This is a genomic window from Streptomyces sp. NPDC003379, assembly GCF_053589195.1.
The window spans coordinates 325,429-343,922 of the sequence record NZ_JBSFRK010000001.1 but is presented as its reverse complement, the minus strand read 5'-3'; the positions used below and the strand labels follow the sequence as shown (position 1 = coordinate 343,922).

Genomic DNA, 18,494 nt, shown 5'->3' with positions numbered 1-18,494 from the left:
CACTCACCGGACGGTGCCGCCCCACCGCACCCCACGCGGGCCGCCCCCACGGCCCGCCGCCCCAACCTCGACCCCAGCCCCGCCCCCCACCGCACCGCGGACAGCGTCGCCCCGGTCCGGCGGGTCCATGTCACCCCACCCCACCCCACCTCGGGCGCCAGTCCGTGCCCCTGTAAAGCCCAGGGAGATTCCCCCATGCCACAGGACATCGATTTCTCCATACCCCTGCCCATGCGCCGCAGCCCCGACCACGCCCGCGCCGAGGCCGAGCACATCGCCTGGCCCCGTTCCTTCGGCCTGATCAACACCGAGGCCGCGGCGGAGCGCCACCGCAAGGGCGGCTACGCCGATCTCGCCTCGCGCTTCTACCCCTCCACCAGCGGGCCCGACCTCGACCTCGGCGTCGACCTGATGTCCTGGTTCTTCCTCTTCGACGACCTCTTCGACGGCCCGCGCGGCGAGGACCCGCGACAGACCAGGCAACTTACCGACGCCGTCGCCGCCGCCCTGGACGGCCCGCTGCCCGAGTCGGCGCCGCTGATAGCCCACGGCTTCGCCGACATCTGGCGCCGCTCCCGCCGGGGCATGTCGAAGGAGTGGTGCGCCCGCAGCGCCCAGCACTGGCGCAACTACTTCCAGGGGTACGTGGACGAGGCGAGCGGCCGCTTCGACGACACCCCCTGCGACTCCGCCCGGGAGTACCTGAACATGCGGCGCCACACCATAGGCGTACAGCCCACGGTCGACCTCGCCGAGGCCACCGGACACTTCGAGGTGCCGCACCGGGTCTTCGACAGCGCCGTGATGTCGGCGATGCTGCGGATCGCCGTCGACGTCAACCTCATGCTCAACGACATCGCGTCGCTGGAGAAGGAGGAGGCGCGCGGCGAACTGAACAACATGGTCTTCATCCTCATGCGCGAGCACGGCTGGCCCAGAAGCCGCAGCATCGCGTACATGCAGGACCAAGTGCGCGTACGGCTGGAGGAGTTCCTGCTCCTGGAGAGCGCCCTGCCGAAGGTCTGCGACGCCTTCTCGCTCACCTCGCACGAGCGCGAGGCCGTCGAGCGCTACCGGCTCGACGCGGTGCGCCCCGTCATCCGCGGCTCCTACGACTGGCACCGCTCCTCGGGCCGCTACGACGCCGAGTTCGCGCTGGCCGCCAGCCGCCAGGGCTACCTGGAGGAGCTCGGCAGCCTCCGCTAGGGCTGTCAACCGGCCGCCACAGCATGCACTCGAAGACTCCGAGGAAGAAGAGGAACACCCCATGACCCAGCAGACCTTCGTCGCGGGAACGGCGCCCGGAGCCGCACCCTTCGTCGGACACGCCTGGCAGATGATGCGCCGCCCCCTGCAGTTCATGTCGTCACTGGCCACACACGGCGACCTGGTGAAGATACGCCTGGGCCCCACGGAGGCCCATGTACCGACCCACCCCACCCTGCTCCGCCAGGTCCTGACCAGCGACAACGAGTACGACAAGGGCGGCATCTTCTACGACCGGGCCCGTGACATCGCGGGCAACGGCCTGGTCACCTGCCCCTACGCCGACCATCGCCGGCAGAGGAGGCTGATGCAGTCGGCCTTCACCCGCCCCCAGCTCAAGCGGTACGCCTCGGCGATGCACGCGGAGATCGAGACGACCGCGGAGCGCTGGAGCGACGGCGTGGTCGTCGACGCCTTCCCGGAGATGTACGGCATGGCCCTGCGCACCGTCGGCCGCACGCTGTACTCGACCCCGGTCAGCAAGGAACTCGCCGACAGCGTGGAGCGCGCCTTCGACGCCGTGCTCAAGGGCCTCTTCCGGCAGATGTTCCTGCCCGCCGCGGTGCGCAGGATGCCGAGCCCCGGCAACCGCCGCTACCGCGAGAACCTCGACTATCTGCACCGCACCACGCAGACCCTCATCGACGACTACCGCCGCGACGGCGTCGACCACGACGACCTGCTCTCCGCCCTCCTCGACTCGCGCGACGACGACGGCGGCCGACTGGACGACAAGGAGATCCACGACCAGGTCATCACCGTGATGGCGGCCGGCACCGAGACCGTCGCGGCCACCCTCACCTGGATCTTCTACCTGCTCTCGAAGTACCCGAAGATCGAGGAGCAGCTGTACGCGGAGATCGACGACGTCCTCGCGGGCAGGGCCCCGGAGTTCGACGACGTCGCGCGGCTGCGGCTGACCGACCGGATCATCACCGAGACGCTGCGGCTCTACCCGCCGGCCTGGCTCTTCACCCGGATCACCGCCACCGACCTGGACGTGGCGGGGCTGCGGCTGCCCGCGCGGAGCACCGTCGTCTTCAGCCCCGCCGCGGTGGCGCTCAACACCGACGCCTTCCCCAAGGAGCGGCAGTTCGACCCCGACCGCTGGCTGCCCGACCAGGTCTCGCCCCTGGCCCGGCAGGCGTTCATGGCGTTCGGCACCGGCGCCCGCAAGTGCATCGGCGACCTCTACGCCCGCACCGAGGCGACCCTCGCGCTCGCCACCATCCTCAGCAAGTGGCGGGTCACCTGCGAGCCCGGCGTCGACGTGCGGCCCATCCCGCTGGCCACCGTCTACCAGCCGCGCCGACTCCGCCTGCGCCTGACCGCCCGTACGCCCGGTCAGTAGGGAGGAGGCTTCTGCGCGGCGGGCCCAGCGGCCACGCGGTGACGGATCGTTCCCTCATCCACGTACGAGTGATAAAGGGCGTATCGGGTGCGATGGCTGGGGAGTCACGGAGCGGCCCGGCATGAAAGGCCGGACCGCTGGCAACTCCGCCGAAGCGAAGGAGACTTCACATGCGCCGTTACGCCGCCGTCGTCCTCGGGGCCGTCACTCTGCTGGGAATCCTCGCCGTGCCCGCCAACGCTGTCCCGGACCCGGCCGCGGCCATCGACTGCCTGGTGCAGGCGCCCGGTGACATTACGGGGATCATCGATCCGACGTCCCCCTCGCTCCCCAGCGAGATCCCGGTCACGGGCTGCGTCGCCCCGTGACCTGAACACCGCCGCGGCACTGCGGGCTTGCGCGGGTACCGGGATCCGCACAAGCCCGCGACGGTGACGGCTACGAACGGCGCGCGGCCGTGCCGGTCAGTTCCACTGGTACCCGTCCCCGAAGTTCAGGGTGTGCTCGAGCACATCCTCCATCGGGTCGTCGATCTGGCCGGTGTTGATCAGCGCGACCCTGGGGGCGTTGTGCGAGTTCTCGTTCGTCTCGTCGGCGTGTGCCGCACCGGAGCACAGAACGGCCGGCGCCGCCGTGACCGCCGCGACCACCGCCCAACGGGACACCGTCCGCACCCAACTTGCCTGCACCCAACTGCCGTCCATCGCAACCTCCTTGGACCATGGGCGCGGGCCGTCGTGCACGGCCCGCTCGCCGTGTGTAACCGCCGCCGAGCCCGAGAAGTCACCGACGATCATACGAACGGGTCGCCTGACGAACCGTCACCAGCGCATCGCAGCTCCGTCCAGTACCGTCCAGCCGCGACAGAGAAGGCAGCCCTATGCGTCACCGTCACGCCCTGACCGCCATGCTCCTTGGACTCCTCGCCCTTTTCGTCGTCGCAGTGGAGGGCCCCGGCCCGCTGCCCGTGTTCACCGACTCGCTGATCACGGAAGGAGTCACGGTCGAGGGCCCGTTGGTCAACAACGTCGCGATTCCCCACCTTCTGTGAGCTCGGGCGGGAATCCGGTCCAGCGCAGCTCCGCGGGCAGATGCCGCATGTCGTTGTAGAAGACCAGCGAGGCGGGGCGGCCTGGCGTGTAGCGGATGAGGGTCAGGGCCGCGTTGCAGTGGTTGAGACCCAGCCAGCGCCACGGAGGGGCGTCGAGGGCGTCCCGGACGAGCCAGCCGACCAGGAAGTTGTGCGTGACGACCAGCTCATGGCGCGGCTCGTCCCCGGGCAACGGTCCGGTGAACCGCGCCAGGGCCTCGCGGGCCAGCGCGGGCCCGCCCTCGCGCTCTTCGGCGGGGAACTGCGCCAGGCGCTGAAGCGTCGACTCGGCGCTCTCCTCGGGCAGTTCCTCCCTGAGCGGCATGTACGGGAGGTAATCCCCCGCGGCGTCGGAGCGGTGCAGGGGCACACCGTCGAGCTGCTCCCCGATCAGTCGGGCGGTCTGCGTGGCCCGGGGCAGCGGCCCGTGATGGATCGCGGAGAGAGGCACGCCCCGAAGCCGCTCCCCGAGAAGAGCGGCCTGCCGACGCCCGCCGTCCGTCAGCCCGCTCTCATCGTCCGTGGCCTCGCCGTGCCGGGCGAGATAGAGGTACCGCACGGCGCCGCCGGTCACGAATCGGCACCGTCCTCCAAATTGCCCTCGGTCTCCAGGTAGGCCTGCCGCAGCGCTTCGAGCAGCGCCGGGTCGGGCTTGGCCCACATGCCGCGGGACTCCGCCTCCAGGAGGCGTTCGGCGATGCCGTGCAGGGCCCAGGGGTTGGCCTCCTGGAGGAACTGCCGGTTGGTGGGGTCGAGGACGTACGTCTCCGTGAGCTTGTCGTACATCCAGTCGGCGACGACGCCCGTCGTGGCGTCGTACCCGAACAAGTAGTCCACGGTGGCGGCGAGTTCGAAGGCGCCCTTGTAGCCGTGGCGGCGCATCGCCTCGATCCACTTGGGGTTGACGACGCGCGCGCGGAACACGCGGGAGGTCTCCTCCACCAGCGTGCGCGTGCGGACCGTCTCGGGGCGCGTCGAGTCGCCGATGTACGCCTCGGGGGCCGTGCCCCGCAGCGCGCGCACGGTCGCCACCATGCCGCCGTGGTACTGGAAGTAGTCGTCGGAGTCGGCGATGTCGTGCTCGCGGGTGTCCGTGTTCTTCGCGGCGACCGCGATGCGCTTGTACGCCGTCTCCATCTCGGCGCGGGCCGGGCGGCCTTCGAGGCCGCGGCCGTACGCGTAGCCGCCCCACACCGTGTAGACCTCGGCGAGGTCCGCGTCGGTGCGCCAGTCGCGGGAGTCGATGAGCTGGAGCAGCCCGGCGCCGTACGTGCCCGGGCGGGAGCCGAAGATGCGGGTCGTGGCCCGGCGCTCGTCGCCGTGCTCGGCCAGGTCGGCCTGGGCGTGGGCGCGTACGTAGTTCTGGTCGGCGGGCTCGTCGAGCGAGGCGGCCAGGCGTACCGCGTCGTCGAGCAGGCCGATCGTGTGCGGGAACGCGTCGCGGAAGAAGCCCGAGATGCGCAGCGTCACATCGATGCGCGGGCGGCCCAACTCCTCGTACGGGATGGCCTCCAGGCCCGTGACGCGGCGCGACGCGTCGTCCCAGACGGGGCGGACGCCGAGCAGCGCGAGGGCCTCGGCGACGTCGTCGCCCGCCGTGCGCATCGCGCTCGTACCCCAGAGGGACAGGCCCACGGACGTGGGGTAGTCGCCGTTGTCGTTCCTGTACCGCTCGATGAGCGAGTCGGCGAGGGCTTCGCCGGTCTCCCAGGCGAGGCGGGACGGGACGGCCTTGGGGTCGACCGAGTAGAAGTTGCGGCCGGTCGGCAGGACGTTGACCAGGCCGCGCAGCGGGGAGCCCGAGGGGCCCGCCGGAACGAAGCCGCCGTTCAGCGCGTGCACGGCGTGGTCGAGCTCGGCGGTGGTGGCCTCGAGGCGCGGGACGACCTCGCGGGCCGCGAACTCCAGGATGGCGGCGACCTGTTCGCCCTGGTCGGCGGGGACCGCGGAGAGGTCCCAGTCCGCGTCGTCCATCGCCTGGACCAGCGCGCGGGCCTTGTCCTCGGCCTCGTCGGCGCTCACGCGCGTCGCCGCGGACTCGTCGAGGCCGAGGGCCTCGCGCAGGCCGGGCAGCGCGGTCGTGCCGCCCCAGATCTGGCGGGCGCGCAGGATCGCCAGGACGAGGTTGACGCGGTCGGCGCCCGCCGGGGCGGTGCCGAGCACGTGCAGACCGTCGCGGATCTGCATGTCCTTGATCTCGCAGAGCCAGCCGTCGACGTGCAGCAGGAAGTCGTCGAAGCCGTCGTCGTCCGGGCGGTCCTCCAGACCCAGGTCGTGGTCGAGCTTCGCGGCTTGGATGAGCGTCCAGATCTGCGCGCGGATCGCGGGCAGCTTCGCCGGGTCCATGGAGCTGATCTGCGCGTACTCGTCGAGGAGCTGCTCCAGGCGCGCGATGTCACCGTAGGAGTCGGCGCGGGCCATCGGCGGCACGAGGTGGTCGATGAGCGTGGCGTGCACGCGGCGCTTGGCCTGCGTGCCCTCGCCCGGGTCGTTGACCAGGAACGGGTAGATCAGCGGGAGGTCGCCGAGCGCGGCGTCGGGGCCGCAGGCCGCCGAGAGGCCCGCGTTCTTGCCGGGCAGCCACTCCAGGTTGCCGTGCTTGCCGAGGTGGACCATCGCGTCGGCGCCGAACCCGCCGTCGTCGGCGGACGCGGCGATCCAGCGGTACGCCGCCAAGTAGTGGTGCGACGGCGGCAGATCGGGGTCGTGGTAGATCGCGATGGGGTTCTCGCCGAAGCCGCGCGGCGGCTGGATGAGGATGAGCAGGTTCCCGCGCCGCAGCGCCGCGAGCACGATGTCGCCCTCGGGGTCGCCCCCCTGGCCCACGCGCGAGCGGTCCAGGAACATCTCGCCGGGCGGCGGCCCCCAGTGCCGCTCGACCGAGTCGCGCAGCTCCCGCGGCAGCGTCGCGTACCAGCGCTTGTAGGCGGCGGCCGGGATGCGGACGGGGTTGGCGGCCAGCTGCTCCTCGGTGAGCCACTCCCGGTCGTGCCCGCCCGCGTCGATCAGCGCGCGGATGAGTTCGTCGCCGTCACCGGAGACGAGGCCGGGGATGTCGGCCTCGGGACCGAAGTCGTAGCCCTCGACGCGCAGCCTGCGCAGCAGCGCGACGGCGGACGCGGGGGTGTCCAGGCCGACCGCGTTGCCGATCCGCGAGTGCTTGGTCGGGTACGCGGAGAGGACGAGGGCCAGGCGCTTGTCGGCGGCCGGGATGTGCCTCAGGCGCGCGTGGCGTACGGCGATACCGGCGACCCGGGCCGCGCGCTCGGCGTCCGCGACGTACGCGGGGAGCCCGTCCTCGTCGATCTCCTTGAACGAGAACGGCACGGTGATGAGCCGGCCGTCGAACTCCGGCACCGCGATCTGGCTCGCGGCGTCCAGCGGCGAGACGCCCTCGTCGTTCTCCTCCCAGGCCGAACGCGACCCGGTCAGGCAGAGCGCCTGGAGGATCGGCACGTCGAGGCCGGTCAGCGCGCCCGCGTCCCACGACTCGTCGTCGCCGCCCGCGGAGGCCTCGGCGGGCTTGGTGCCACCGGCGGCGAGGACGGTGGTGACGATGGCGTCGGCGGCGCGCAGCTCGTCGATCAGCTCCGGCTCGGGGGCGCGCAGCGAGGCCACGTACAGCGGCATCGGGCGGGCGCCCGCGTCCTCGATGGCGCCGCACAGGGCGTCCACGAAGGCGGTGTTGCCGCTCATGTGGTGGGCGCGGTAGTAGAGCACCGCGATGGTCGGGCCCTCGACCGCGCGAGCGGTGCGCTCCAGCGGGCCCCAGGACGGGGCGGGCGCCGGCGGGTCGAAGCCGTGGCCGGTGAGGAGCACGGTGTCGGAGAGGAAGCGGGCGAGCTGCTCCAGGTTCGCGGGGCCGCCGTGCGCGAGGTAGGCGTGCGCCTCGGCGGCGATGCCGATCGGCACGGTCGAGGAGGCCATGAGCTGGGCGTCGGGCGCCTGTTCACCGGTGAGCACGACCACCGGCAGGCCGCTGGCGGTGAGCTGGTCCAGGCCGTCCTGCCAGGCGCGGACGCCGCCGAGGAGGCGTACGACGACGAGGTCGGCGCCGTCGAGGAGCGAGGGCAGCTCGGTGAGGTCCAGGCGGGAGGGGTTGGCGAACCGGTAGTCGACCGGCCCTCCCGCCGCGCGGGCGCTGAGCAGATCGGTGTCGGAGGTCGACAGCAGCAGAAGCATGCGGGCGCAGGCCTTCCTCGGGGTGTCCGCGCCCCGGGTGGTCGTATGGACGGCAGGAGTTCCTGGCTCACCCCACGTCGGTGGGGCTCACAGTGGCGGGACCGCGCCGGATTCGCACCGGCCTTCCTCCCCAGGGTCCTGGTGGACCCACGCCGTCGCTGGCGTCGACGGACCTGGCGGCCCGCCGCCTGCATAGTAAGTCCTGCCCACCTCCGGTGGGGCGGCCGCCTGCCGGGACGGCCCGCCTCGGGAGGCGACCCGGCGGATCGGCGTGGGTATGCTCGCCGCCATGCCGCCCACCCGAGCAACCTCCACAAAACAGGGCGAACCCCCCATACGTGAGCGGATGCGCGACCGGGGTGACGCCTGCCCCGGAGCCCTCCGCCTGCACCGCGCCGACGACGGCGCGCTGGCCCGACTCCGCCTGCCCGCAGGGCTGCTGACGTCCCGTCAGGCGGCGGCGCTGGCCGACGCGGCGGAGCGCTTCGCGGACGGGAATCTCAGCGTCACCTCACGCGGCAACGTCGAGCTGCGCGGCCTCGGCGACGACTGCGGCGGGGCGCTCGCCGCGCTGCTCCAGGACGCGGGCCTGCTGCCCTCCGCACGCCATGAACGCGTCCGGAACGTGGTGGCCTCCCCGCTGGCAGGACTCGACCGACTCGGCCACGCCGACGTGCAGTTGTGGGCCCGTGAGCTGGACCGGCTCCTGTGCGCCGAGGAGTGGACGACAGCACTTTCCGGCCGCTTCCTGTTCGTCCTGGACGACGGGCGCGGGGACGTGGCCGGGCTCGGCGGCGATGTGACCTTGATCGCAGAATCGGGCGGCACGGTGCTGGTACGCGTCGGGGACGGGACCCAGCGCCTGCCGGGCCCCGCCGCCCCGCGCGCCGCCCTCGCCGCGGCCGACGCCTTCCTCACCGCGGCCCGCGAGGCGGGCAACGGCGCCTGGCGGGTAACGGAACTGCCCGAGGGGCAGAGCGTGGACCTGACGGGAGCGCTCGCGAGGGCGGGCTTGGCGGGGGTGCCGGTGCCGCCGGGCGCCGCGGAGGCTGTGCCGGTGCCGCCGGGCGCCTCGCCGACTGACCCCGCTTCGACCGACGGTTCGACGGTCGTGCCCGCATCCGCGCCGCCCGTGCGCAGCGCCCCGCCCGCTCCCGGTGTCGTCGGGCACGCCGTCGTGGTGAGCGCCTCCCTCGGCCGGGTGAGCGCCGCGCAGTGGCGTGCGCTGCTCCCCGCGCCCGGCGGGGAGATCCGGGTCACCCCCTGGCGCGGCTTCGTCATCCCGGGCTTCGCCGACGAGGGGGCGGCGCGTGAACGGCTGCGTGCGCTGGCCGACGTCGGCTACCTCACCGACCCCGCATCGCCCTGGCTCGGCGTCGGCGCCTGCGCCGGGCGGCCCGGCTGCGGCAAGTCCCTCGCCGACGTCCGCGCCGACGCCGTCCCCGGCGCCGGGGGCCTGCCCGTCCACTGGTCCGGCTGCGAGCGGCGGTGCGGGCATCCGCGCGGCGACTGGGTGGACGTACTCGCGACCGGGGAGGGGCGGTACGAGGTGACGGTGCGTACCGGCGGCACGGCGGCGCCCGTGAGCGGCGCCACCTTGACCGAGACGGTGACGACAGCACGTACGAACGTACGACGACATCCGTAATCATGACAGCAACGGCCACGAGATGAGCGAGAGCACAGTGTTCGACTACGAGAAGGACGGCGCGGCGATCTACCGCGAGTCCTTTGCCACCATCCGCGCGGAGGCGGACCTCGCCGGTCTGCCCGCCGACGTCAGCCAGGTCGCGGTGCGGATGATCCACGCCTGCGGGATGGTCGACCTCGTCCGCGATCTCGCCTTCAGCCCGCGCGTGGTGGCCGACGCCCGCAAGGCGCTGCGCGACGGCGCGCCGATCCTCTGCGACGCGAACATGGTCGCCAGCGGCGTCACACGCAAGCGGCTCCCCGCCGGCAACGACGTGATCTGCACCCTCACCGACCCGTCGGTCCCGGACCTCGCGGCGAAGCTCGGCACCACCCGCAGCGCCGCCGCCATGGAGCTGTGGCGCGACCGCCTCGAAGGCTCCGTCGTCGCCATCGGCAACGCCCCCACCGCGCTCTTCCGCCTCCTGGAGATGATCGAGGAGGGCGCCCCGCGCCCGGCCGCCGTCCTCGGCATCCCGGTCGGCTTCGTCGGCGCCGCCGAGTCCAAGGACGCGCTCGCCGCACACCACGCCGGCCTGGAGTACCTGGTCGTACGCGGCCGCCGTGGCGGCAGCGCCATGGCCGCTGCCGCGATCAACGCGATCGCTAGCGAGGCGGAGTGAACACCGAGAGCAACGCGCGAGGACGGCTGTACGGAGTCGGGCTCGGACCCGGCGACCCCTCCCTGATGACCGTGCGCGCCGTCGAGGTCATCGCCGCCGCCGACGTGGTCGCCTACCACTCGGCCCGGCACGGCCGCTCCATCGCCCGCTCGATCGCGGCGAAGCACCTGCGCGGCGACCACATCGAGGAGCCGCTGGTCTACCCCGTCACGACGGAGACCACCGACCACCCCGGCGGCTACCGAGGCGCCCTCGACGACTTCTACGAGGAGGCCGCCGCCCGCCTCGCCGCGCACCTCGACGCCGGCCGCACGGTCGCCGTCCTCGCCGAGGGCGACCCGCTCTTCTACGGCTCCTACCAGCACATGCACAAGCGGCTCGCCCACCGCTACCCGACCGAGGTGATCCCCGGCGTCACCTCGGTGAGCGCCGCCGCCGCCCGCCTCGGCGAACCCCTCGTCGAGGCCGAGGAGGTCCTCACGATCCTGCCGGGCACCCTCCCCGAGGAGGAGCTGGCCGCGCGCCTCGCGGCGACGGACTCGGCGGTCGTCATGAAGCTCGGCCGTACGTTCGGCAAGGTGCGCGGCGCCCTGGAGCGCGCCGGCCGCCTCGACGAGGCGCGGTACGTGGAGCGCGCCACCATGGAGGGCGAGCGCACCGGCCGACTCGCCGACGTCGACCCGGACTCGGTGCCCTACTTCTCGGTGGCGGTGCTGCCAAGCCGGGTGGCGCCGCTCACGGGCGGCCCCGCGCCGGAGCCCGCCCCGGACCGCCGGGGCGAGGTCGTCGTGGTCGGCACCGGCCCGGCCGGCCCCCTCTGGCTCACCCCCGAGACGCGCGGCGCGCTCGCCGCCGCCGACGACCTGGTCGGCTACACCACGTACGTCGACCGCGTACCGCACCGCCCCGGACAGCGGCGCCACGGCTCCGACAACCGCGTGGAGTCCGAACGCGCCGAGTTCGCTCTGGAACTGGCGCGGCGCGGGCGGCGCGTCGCGGTCGTCTCGGGCGGCGACCCCGGCGTCTTCGCGATGGCCACGGCCGTCCTGGAGGCCGCCTCGCAGGACGCGTACGAGGACATCCCGGTCCGGGTGCTCCCGGGCGTGACCGCCGCCAACGCCGCCGCCGCCCGCGCGGGCGCCCCCCTCGGCCACGACTACGCCACCATCTCCCTCTCCGACCGCCTCAAGCCGTGGGAGGTCATCGCCGAACGCCTGGCCGCGGCGGCCGCCGCGGACCTGGTGCTCGCGCTCTACAACCCGGGCTCGCGCAGCCGCACCTGGCAGGTGGGCAAGGCGCGCGAACTGCTGCTCGAACACCGGACGCCGGACACGCCGGTCGTCCTCGGCCGGGACGTCGGCGGACCCGAGGAGAGCGTGCGGGTCGTGCGGCTCGGCGATCTCGACCCGGCGGACGTCGACATGCGGACGCTGCTGATCGTCGGCTCCTCGCAGACGAGGGTCGTGCGGCGGCGCGGGGGCGCGGAGCAGATCGTGTGGACGCCCCGCCGTTATCCGGAGGGCGGGGCCGAGGGCGTAGCGGGGGACGGGGCGCTCAGCGGCTGAACCGGCGTAGCCAGGTGGCCGCTTCCTCGGGGGTGGCCGCCAACGGGATCCCCTCCGGCACCGGGGGCCGTTCCACGACGACCACCGGGACCCCCGCTTCGCGCGCGGCGACCAGCTTGGGGGCGGTCGCCGCGCCGCCACTGTCCTTCGTCACGACGACGTCGACGCGGTGGCGGCGCAGCAGCTCCCGCTCCCCGTCGAGGGTGAACGGGCCCCGGTCGAGGAGGACCTCCATGCGGGCCGGGAACGGCGGCTCGGGCGCGTCCACGGAACGTACGAGGAACCAGAGAGCGTCGAGCTCCGGGTCCCCGGCGAACGCGGCGAGGCCCATCCGCCCGGTGGTGAGGAACACCCGCTCGCCCAGCGCGGGCAGGACCCGCGCCGCCCGCGCGAGGGAGTCGACCGGATGCCAGTCGTCGCCCTCACCCGGCACCCAGCCGGGCCTGCGCAGGGCGAGCAGGGGAACATGGGTGGTGGCGGCGGCCGACGCCGCGTTGAACGAGATCGTTCCGGCGAAAGGATGGGTGGCGTCGATGAGCGCGTCCACGCGGTGCTCCCGCAGCCACGCCGCCATCCCCTCCGCCCCGCCGAACCCACCGACGCGGACCTCGCCGGGCGGCAGCCGGGGCGCCGCGACCCGCCCCGCGAGGGAACTGGTCACGCGGAGCCCCGCCTCGCCCGTGAGCAGCTCCGCCAGACGGCGGGCCTCGGTCGTTCCCCCCAGAATCAGTACGTGCACGGAGTTCGGTTTCCTTCATGAGTGAGCCAGGCAAGTCAAGCGAGCCGAGCGGGGCAAGCGAGCCAAGCGGGGCCAGCGGGTCCGGCGAGGCAAAGGGCGGGCGCAGCGCCCAACTCAAGCACACCGGTCTGCGGCCCGGATGGACGACCGGCGCCTGCGCCACGGCGGCCACCACGGCCGCGTACACGGCGCTGCTGACCGGCGACTTCCCCGACCCGGTGACGATCACGCTCCCCAAGGGCCAGACGCCCGCCTTCGCGCTCGCCGCCGAGGAGCGTACGGACGCGTACGCCATGGCGGGCATCGTCAAGGACGCGGGAGACGATCCGGACGTCACGCACGGCGCGCTGGTGCGCTCCACGGTACGGAGGCTGCCGCCCGGCTCGGGCGTCGTCTTCAAGGCGGGCCCGGGCGTGGGCACGGTGACCCGCCCCGGCCTGCCGCTCGACGTCGGCGAACCCGCGATCAACCCCGTGCCGCGGCAGATGATGCGCGACCACGTGGCGCTGGTCGCCGAGCGCGCCGGAACCACGCCGGACGTGGAGATCACTGTCTCCGTCGACCACGGCGAGGAGATCGCCCGCTCCACCTGGAACCCCCGCCTCGGCATCCTCGGCGGCCTGTCGATCCTCGGCACCACCGGCATCGTCGTGCCCTACTCCTGCTCGGCGTGGATCGACTCGATCCGGCGGGGCGTGGACGTGGCGCGGGCGGCCGGGCGCACGCACGTCGCGGGCTGCACCGGCTCGACGTCGGAGAAGACGGTCGTCGCGGAGTACGGCCTCCCGGAGGACGCCCTGCTCGACATGGGCGACTTCGCGGGCGCGGTCCTGAAGTACGTACGCCGCCACCCGGTCGACCGCCTCACCATCTGCGGGGGCTTCGCCAAACTGTCGAAACTGGCGGCGGGCCACCTCGACCTCCACTCGGCGCGCTCCCAGGTCGACAAGAACTTCCTCGCGGAACTGGCCCGCGCGGGCGGCGCGGGCGAGGCACTGGCGACGCGGGTGGCCGCCGCCAACACGGGCCTTGAGGCCCTGCGACTGTGCGAGGCGGCGAGCGTACCGCTGGGCGACCTGGTGGCGACGACAGCGCGGGACGAGGCGCTGGGCGTGCTGCGGGGCGCCCCGGTAGCGGTGGACGTCATCTGCATCGACCGGGCGGGCACGGTGGTGGGGCGAAGCGCCCTCAAGTCAGTTGCTTGACCGAGCACGTCTAGCCACGCCCACGGTCCGTACGCGATCAGGGGCCCCAAGGGCCGGTACGGCCCCCACCCGGCGGCGGGTGAACTGCCGTTGGGCCAGCCCGCGAACCGTTTTTCTCAGCGTCACCTGGTACCGGGTGGTACGGATTGTCCGACGTGCACATCCGCTTCAGGTGCCGCGCCTTCGCCGACGTGTTGAGGCATGCACGCTGTTCCGTTCTCTGCCAGGTGCTCGGTGACGGTGGAGTTCGGGAAGCCACTCCCTGTTTATCTGAGAGTGTCTATATCAGACACTGCGGATCAGCACTTGCGCAGTCCGTCAAATCCTGCAAGCCGATTCGGACGCTCGCTGTGCCACTGCTCACCCTTCCTGATGGTGAAGCAGTCACTGTCCCTACCGGCCGACCAGACAAACTTGATGGTGTAGGCCGAATTGCAACTGCTCTTCGCGTAGGCGTAGTTCGTGGTGGTCCACGACTTGACGCAGCTCGGCGGGGCAGCCTGGGCGCCGATCCCGCCGGTCGAGGTGGCGGAGGCGGTACCCATGGAGCCCATGGTGAGTGTGGAGCAGATGTGCGAGCAAGGCGATGCGGGCATGCAGAAAGGGCTGGAGAGGCGTATGTGGAACCGTGGAATTCACTCGATGATGTGGAACTCCATAACCCACTTCGCATCTGGAATGGTCATCCAGAATCGCGCTCACCCAGAGTCAGGCCCTCCCTGGAGAAGCGGAACCGTAATCGCCGCACCCCCGGATGACCGTGGTGTGACTCGGATCACATGCAGGTCGCGAACCGGTCGCCGCCCGTCGTCCGACGACCAGGCGTGGAAGTGAGCATGGGGGAGGAGCCCTCTGACGCCGAGCTGCTGGATGCGCTGCGGGAGCGTGACCGGGCGGCCTTCGAGATGTTGTACCGGCGCTATGCGCCCTGGCTGATCGCGCGGCTTCGGTACCGGTGCGCGGATGCCGCGCAGCTCGACGACATCGTCCAGGACACGTTCCTCGCCGTATGGCACCGGTGCGAAGAGGGGCGGCAGCCCGAAGTACGGGACTTCGCGGGGTGGCTGTGGCGGATCGCCGCACGGCGGGTCGTGGACGCCGCCCGCGTCCACGGTGCGCAGAGTCGGCTACGGCAGGCGCTCGCGGCTCTACGGCACAGCCCACGGCCGTCCGCAGAGGAACAGGCGCTGGAAACAGGCGAGTTCGGGGCGGTGCAAGCGGCACTCGGACGGCTTGCGCCGGATCTGAGGGAGGTCGTGCAGGCCACCGTCCTCGACGGCCTCACGACACGTCAGGCCGCACGGCTGCTCAGCCTGCCCACCGGGACGGTCAAGACCCGCGCCATGAGGGCCCGCAAGCACCTCCGCGAGGAGCTTGCGCGCGAGGAGCGACAAGAGAGGGAGCAGCGATGACCGACCGGCCGACCACCCCCGTGCACTTGCCCGGCGAAGTGCTGCGCCGATACGCGCTCGGTACGCTCGCCCCCGACTCCCGTCACCGTGCCGAGCCTCATCTCGACGTCTGCCCGCACTGCCGCTCACGCCTCGTCCCCTTCACGGACGCCGGCGCGCTGGATCGGGTGTGGCAGCGACTCGACCTGGCCGTCGATCTGCCCCGACCCGGCTTCTGGGAACGGGTGTTGCTCGCCCTGCGCGTCCCCGACCACGTCGCGCGAGTTCTGACGGCCACACCGGCGCTGCGCCTCTCCTGGTTGTGCGGCACCGTTGTGACACTCCTCTTCGCGGCGCTCACCGCGCGCCTGGTCCAGCCGGACGGGACCCCGCTTCCCTTCCTGGCCGTGGCACCGCTGCTGCCTGCCGCCGGGGTCGCGGGGTCCCTGGGCCGCCGCTGGGACCCCGCATACGAACTGGGGCAGGTGGCCGCGCCCAGCGCCTTCCGGCTGGTGATGCTGCGTACCGTGGCGGTCCTCGCGGTCACCACGGCGCTGACGACCGCCGCCTCGCTCGTGCTGCCGCATCTGGGCATCGCCGCGTTCGGCTGGCTGTTGCCGTCCTGCCTGGTGACGGCTCTGAGCCTCGTGCTGTCGCCCCGCCTCGGCACCGTGCCCGCCGCCGTCACCGCGGGGCTCGCCTGGCTGGTGTCGGTGGCGCTGACCCGCGAATCCGCAGTGCTGTTCTCCGTCGGCGGGCAGACGGTGCTCGCTGCGCTGCTGCTCGCTTCCGCGACCGTTCTGGTGCTGCTGCGCGCCGACTTCGACGTCGACTTCGAGAAAGGGATCCGCGCATGATGTCATCACCTGACACCGCCTCCGTACGCGAACTGACGGTCCGGTACGGCAAGTCGCTTGCCCTGGACAGGGTTTCCCTGAGCCTGTCCAAGGGGGTCACCGGGCTGCTCGGACCCAACGGCGCGGGCAAGACGACGCTGCTGCGGGCCCTCGCCACCGCCTTGGTGCCGACCGGAGGCGAGATCCGGGTCTTCGGAATGGACCCGCTGCTCCCACGAGAGCGGCAGGAGATCCGGCGCCGCACGGGGTACCTGCCTCAGTCACCGGGCTTCCACCGACACTTCACCGCATTCGAGTTCGTCGACTACGTCGCCATCCTCAAGGAGCACACGGTGCGCGCCGCCCGGCACGAGGAGGTCCGCCGAGTCCTGGACGCGGTGGGGCTGGGCGCCGAACGCGGGAAGAAGATGAAGGCACTCTCCGGCGGAATGCGTCAGCGGGTGGCCTTGGCCTCCGCGCTGATCGGCGAGCCCGAGTTGTTGATCCTGGACGAGCCCACCGTGGGCCTCGACCCCGAACAGCGTCTTCGCTTCCGTGAGTTGATCGCCGACATCGGAGCGGGGCGTGCCGTGCTGCTGTCCACCCATCAGACGGAGGACGTGGCGGCGCTGTGCGGACGTGTCGTCGTACTCGCGGGCGGGCAGATGCGCCACGACGCGACGCCCCGGGGGCTCTGCGACGTCGCACGGGGCCGCGTCTGGTTCAGCCAGGACCGCGACCCGCGAGCCGCCGCGGGCTGGCGCACCGGTAACGGCACGTACCGCAACATCGGTACCCCGCCCGAGGGTGCGCAGCTCGTCGAACCGACACTGGAGGACGGCTATCTGCTGCTCAACTCCTCCGCCGTGCCGAGCGCCTCGCAGTCGTCGGAAGGAGTCGTGGCGTGAACCGCGGCACGAGCGCAGTCATCAGGCCGGTCGCCGAAACCACCATCGAGTCACCTTCTCCGGCCGCTTCCGTGCGCGCCCTCGCCCGGTCCGAGGCGCTGCGCCTCCTGCGCCACCCCGCGCTCCTCGGCTCGTCAGCACTCTGTGTGTGCCTGTGGGTCTACGAGACCGTGGTCGCGGGATCCTCTGACTATCCGGTACTGCACGACGAAGATCGTTACCTCCAGGTCGAGTTGCTCCTCGTGGCCGCCGGAACCTTCCTCGCCACGCACCTGGCCGTCCTGCGGCCCGCCAGGGACGGCACGGACGCCTGGTTCCAGGCGCTGGTCCTGGAACGGTGGCAGCGGGTGGCGGCCCACCTCCTCGCTGTTCTCCCGGCGGTGATCCTGGCCGCGGTGCTCGCCGGGCTCCGCACGCTCTGGTTGGCGCTGCTGCCCGGTGCCGTCGGCACCGCGTCCGCAGCCGAGCTCGCGACCGGTCCCGTGCTCGTGCTGTTCGCCGGTGCCTTGGCGGTGCTGAGTGGCACGGTCTCCCGGTCGGTCGCGCTCGGCCCGATCACCGTCGGGGTCCTGGGCGTCGCCACGGTCACGGGCTCACTGGCCGTCCACTCCGGTGTGCGCTGGTGGGGGCTCATCGCCATCGAGGACGACACCCATGCCTCCCTCCCTTCCGAACTCCTCGCACGCCCGGCCGCGCTACATCTGCTCTACATCGCCCTCGTCAGCGTCGTGCTCGCCGCTGCCGCACTGCTGCGTTCCGGCCTGCGGGGCGGCCGACGCCCGGTCCAGGCCGTGCTGGCCGTAGCGCTCGTCGGGACGCTCGGGGCAGGAGCGGCCCAACTGCGGTCCGTGCCGGACTCGGTCACCGCGGCCCGCGAACGCGCGGCGACGGCACCGTCCGGGGACCAGCGGTGCGTGCGGCGGGAAGAGGTCACGTACTGCGCCTTCCCCGAGTTCCTCGACCGGAGCAAGGAGTGGTCCGAGGTCGCGGACGGCATTCTGCGCCGCGTGCCGGAGTCGGCGCGCGACAGGCACTACACGGTACGCCAACACGTCACACCCTTCGTGACCTCGGGCGGCTTCGGCCAGGACGATGTACCGGTGGAGCAGTGGGCCGCGGACGACCGCCGCGCGGGCACTCCGGGCGCTGTCGTGGTCGGCACCGACTGGGGCAACGGTGACGACGCGGCGAACGACGCCACCAGCGGCCTGGCCACCGCTTTCGCCCAGCGTGTCGTGCAGGGACGGACCCCTTCCACCGGTTCGCCCGCCCTCGACCAACCGCTGGTCTGCGGGGCGCAGGGCATCGTCACGCTCTGGCTGGCGGCTCAGGCCACCCCGGAGACGGCACCCGCGATCCGCGACCGTATGGACCGCAACTTCGGTGGGCTCGTGACCTTCGGTTTCGGGCCCCTGACCACGATGGACGCGGAACTCGCAGATACCGACACGGCCCTGCGCCTGCTCGATCGCCCTGCCGACGACGTGGCGGCGGCACTTGCCCGGCACTGGCAGGTGCTGACCGATCCGGACACCACCTCCACCCGCGCCGCCGACCTCCTGGGCATCCGCGGCCCGGTGACCGATCCGGCGACCGAGAAGGACAGCGCATGCGCCAACAGATGACCACACCTCCCTCGATCCGATGAC

17 protein-coding genes and 1 riboswitch are annotated in these 18,494 nt (G+C 72.4%); of the genes, 12 read left to right on the top strand and 5 right to left on the bottom strand.

What is annotated here, in order from left to right; all coding sequences use genetic code 11:
- The first annotated feature begins 195 nt into the window (after positions 1–195).
- The 3 genes from ptlA (at position 196) to ACWDVB_RS01465 (ending at position 2,985) form a co-directional block, all read left to right on the top strand.
- Complete coding sequence (ptlA, locus tag ACWDVB_RS01475; protein WP_451513502.1) at positions 196–1,206, top strand: pentalenene synthase; 1,011 nt, start codon at positions 196–198, stop codon at positions 1,204–1,206.
- Positions 1,207–1,267: 61 nt separating this feature from the next.
- Positions 1,268–2,617 carry a pentalenene oxygenase gene (gene ptlI, locus ACWDVB_RS01470; protein WP_451513501.1) on the top strand — a complete coding sequence of 450 codons (1,350 nt, stop codon included), beginning with the start codon at positions 1,268–1,270 and terminating at the stop codon, positions 2,615–2,617.
- A gap of 170 nt (positions 2,618–2,787) precedes the next feature.
- Entirely contained in the window at positions 2,788–2,985 is a 198-nt protein-coding gene (locus ACWDVB_RS01465) for a hypothetical protein (RefSeq protein ID WP_451513500.1), read from the top strand.
- Positions 2,986–3,081: 96 nt separating this feature from the next.
- Here the strand turns inward: ACWDVB_RS01465 and ACWDVB_RS01460 are convergent, their stop codons facing one another.
- On the bottom strand, positions 3,082–3,321 hold the full coding sequence (locus tag ACWDVB_RS01460) for a hypothetical protein (protein ID WP_451513527.1): 240 nt from the start codon (positions 3,319–3,321) through the stop codon (positions 3,082–3,084).
- 176 nt (positions 3,322–3,497) lie between these two features.
- On the opposite strand from ACWDVB_RS01460, the gene ACWDVB_RS01455 reads away from it, so the two are divergent.
- Positions 3,498–3,668 carry a hypothetical protein gene (locus ACWDVB_RS01455; RefSeq protein WP_451513499.1) on the top strand — a complete coding sequence of 57 codons (171 nt, stop codon included), beginning with the start codon at positions 3,498–3,500 and terminating at the stop codon, positions 3,666–3,668.
- Here ACWDVB_RS01455 and ACWDVB_RS01450 read toward each other — a convergent pair.
- Together ACWDVB_RS01450 and cobN are read right to left on the bottom strand one after the other, a co-directional pair.
- A complete protein-coding gene (locus tag ACWDVB_RS01450; RefSeq protein ID WP_451513498.1) occupies positions 3,637–4,281 on the bottom strand; it encodes a histidine phosphatase family protein in 645 nt (214 codons plus the stop codon). The genes ACWDVB_RS01455 and ACWDVB_RS01450 overlap by 32 nt on opposite strands.
- Positions 4,278–7,889 carry a cobaltochelatase subunit CobN gene (gene cobN, locus ACWDVB_RS01445; RefSeq protein WP_451513497.1) on the bottom strand — a complete coding sequence of 1,204 codons (3,612 nt, stop codon included), beginning with the start codon at positions 7,887–7,889 and terminating at the stop codon, positions 4,278–4,280. The genes ACWDVB_RS01450 and cobN overlap by 4 nt, the downstream gene beginning before the upstream one ends.
- 40 nt (positions 7,890–7,929) lie before the next feature.
- Positions 7,930–8,055: riboswitch (cobalamin riboswitch) on the bottom strand.
- 111 nt (positions 8,056–8,166) lie between these two features.
- Between cobN and ACWDVB_RS01440 the strand changes: the two genes are divergently transcribed.
- The 3 genes from ACWDVB_RS01440 to cobJ all read left to right on the top strand — a co-directional run bounded on the left by ACWDVB_RS01440 (position 8,167) and on the right by cobJ (position 11,766).
- On the top strand, positions 8,167–9,537 hold the full coding sequence (locus tag ACWDVB_RS01440; RefSeq protein ID WP_451513526.1) for a cobalamin biosynthesis protein CobG: 1,371 nt from the start codon (positions 8,167–8,169) through the stop codon (positions 9,535–9,537).
- Between the two features lie 37 nt (positions 9,538–9,574).
- Positions 9,575–10,201: a precorrin-8X methylmutase gene (locus ACWDVB_RS01435; RefSeq protein ID WP_451513525.1), complete on the top strand. Its 627-nt coding sequence runs from the start codon at positions 9,575–9,577 to the stop codon at positions 10,199–10,201.
- Between the two features lie 65 nt (positions 10,202–10,266).
- A complete protein-coding gene (gene cobJ / locus ACWDVB_RS01430; RefSeq protein ID WP_451513524.1) occupies positions 10,267–11,766 on the top strand; it encodes a precorrin-3B C(17)-methyltransferase in 1,500 nt (499 codons plus the stop codon).
- Here the strand turns inward: cobJ and ACWDVB_RS01425 are convergent.
- Complete coding sequence (locus tag ACWDVB_RS01425) at positions 11,756–12,505, bottom strand: cobalt-precorrin-6A reductase (protein WP_451513496.1); 750 nt, start codon at positions 12,503–12,505, stop codon at positions 11,756–11,758. The genes cobJ and ACWDVB_RS01425 overlap by 11 nt on opposite strands.
- Positions 12,506–12,522: 17 nt before the next feature.
- On the opposite strand from ACWDVB_RS01425, the gene ACWDVB_RS01420 reads away from it, so the two are divergent.
- The gene (locus tag ACWDVB_RS01420; protein WP_451513495.1) at positions 12,523–13,710 is read left to right on the top strand and encodes a cobalt-precorrin-5B (C(1))-methyltransferase; all 1,188 of its coding nucleotides are present in this window, start codon (positions 12,523–12,525) and stop codon (positions 13,708–13,710) included.
- 299 nt (positions 13,711–14,009) lie between these two features.
- Here ACWDVB_RS01420 and ACWDVB_RS01415 read toward each other — a convergent pair whose 3' ends face one another.
- Positions 14,010–14,255: a hypothetical protein gene (locus ACWDVB_RS01415; RefSeq protein WP_451513494.1), complete on the bottom strand. Its 246-nt coding sequence runs from the start codon at positions 14,253–14,255 to the stop codon at positions 14,010–14,012.
- A 291-nt stretch (positions 14,256–14,546) separates the two neighbouring features.
- Here ACWDVB_RS01415 and ACWDVB_RS01410 point away from each other — a divergent pair, with 291 nt between their 5' ends.
- From ACWDVB_RS01410 to ACWDVB_RS01395, 4 genes are read left to right on the top strand one after another with little or no spacing between them, the layout of a single operon-like run.
- A complete protein-coding gene (locus ACWDVB_RS01410) occupies positions 14,547–15,122 on the top strand; it encodes an RNA polymerase sigma factor (protein WP_451513493.1) in 576 nt (191 codons plus the stop codon).
- Entirely contained in the window at positions 15,119–15,958 is an 840-nt protein-coding gene (locus ACWDVB_RS01405) for a hypothetical protein (protein ID WP_451513492.1), read from the top strand. Before ACWDVB_RS01410 ends, ACWDVB_RS01405 begins: the two co-directional genes overlap by 4 nt.
- A complete protein-coding gene (locus ACWDVB_RS01400) occupies positions 15,955–16,845 on the top strand; it encodes an ATP-binding cassette domain-containing protein (RefSeq protein ID WP_451513491.1) in 891 nt (296 codons plus the stop codon). Before ACWDVB_RS01405 ends, ACWDVB_RS01400 begins: the two co-directional genes overlap by 4 nt.
- Positions 16,842–18,470: an ABC transporter permease gene (locus ACWDVB_RS01395; protein WP_451513490.1), complete on the top strand. Its 1,629-nt coding sequence runs from the start codon at positions 16,842–16,844 to the stop codon at positions 18,468–18,470. Before ACWDVB_RS01400 ends, ACWDVB_RS01395 begins: the two co-directional genes overlap by 4 nt.
- The last annotated feature ends 24 nt before the right edge of the window (positions 18,471–18,494 follow it).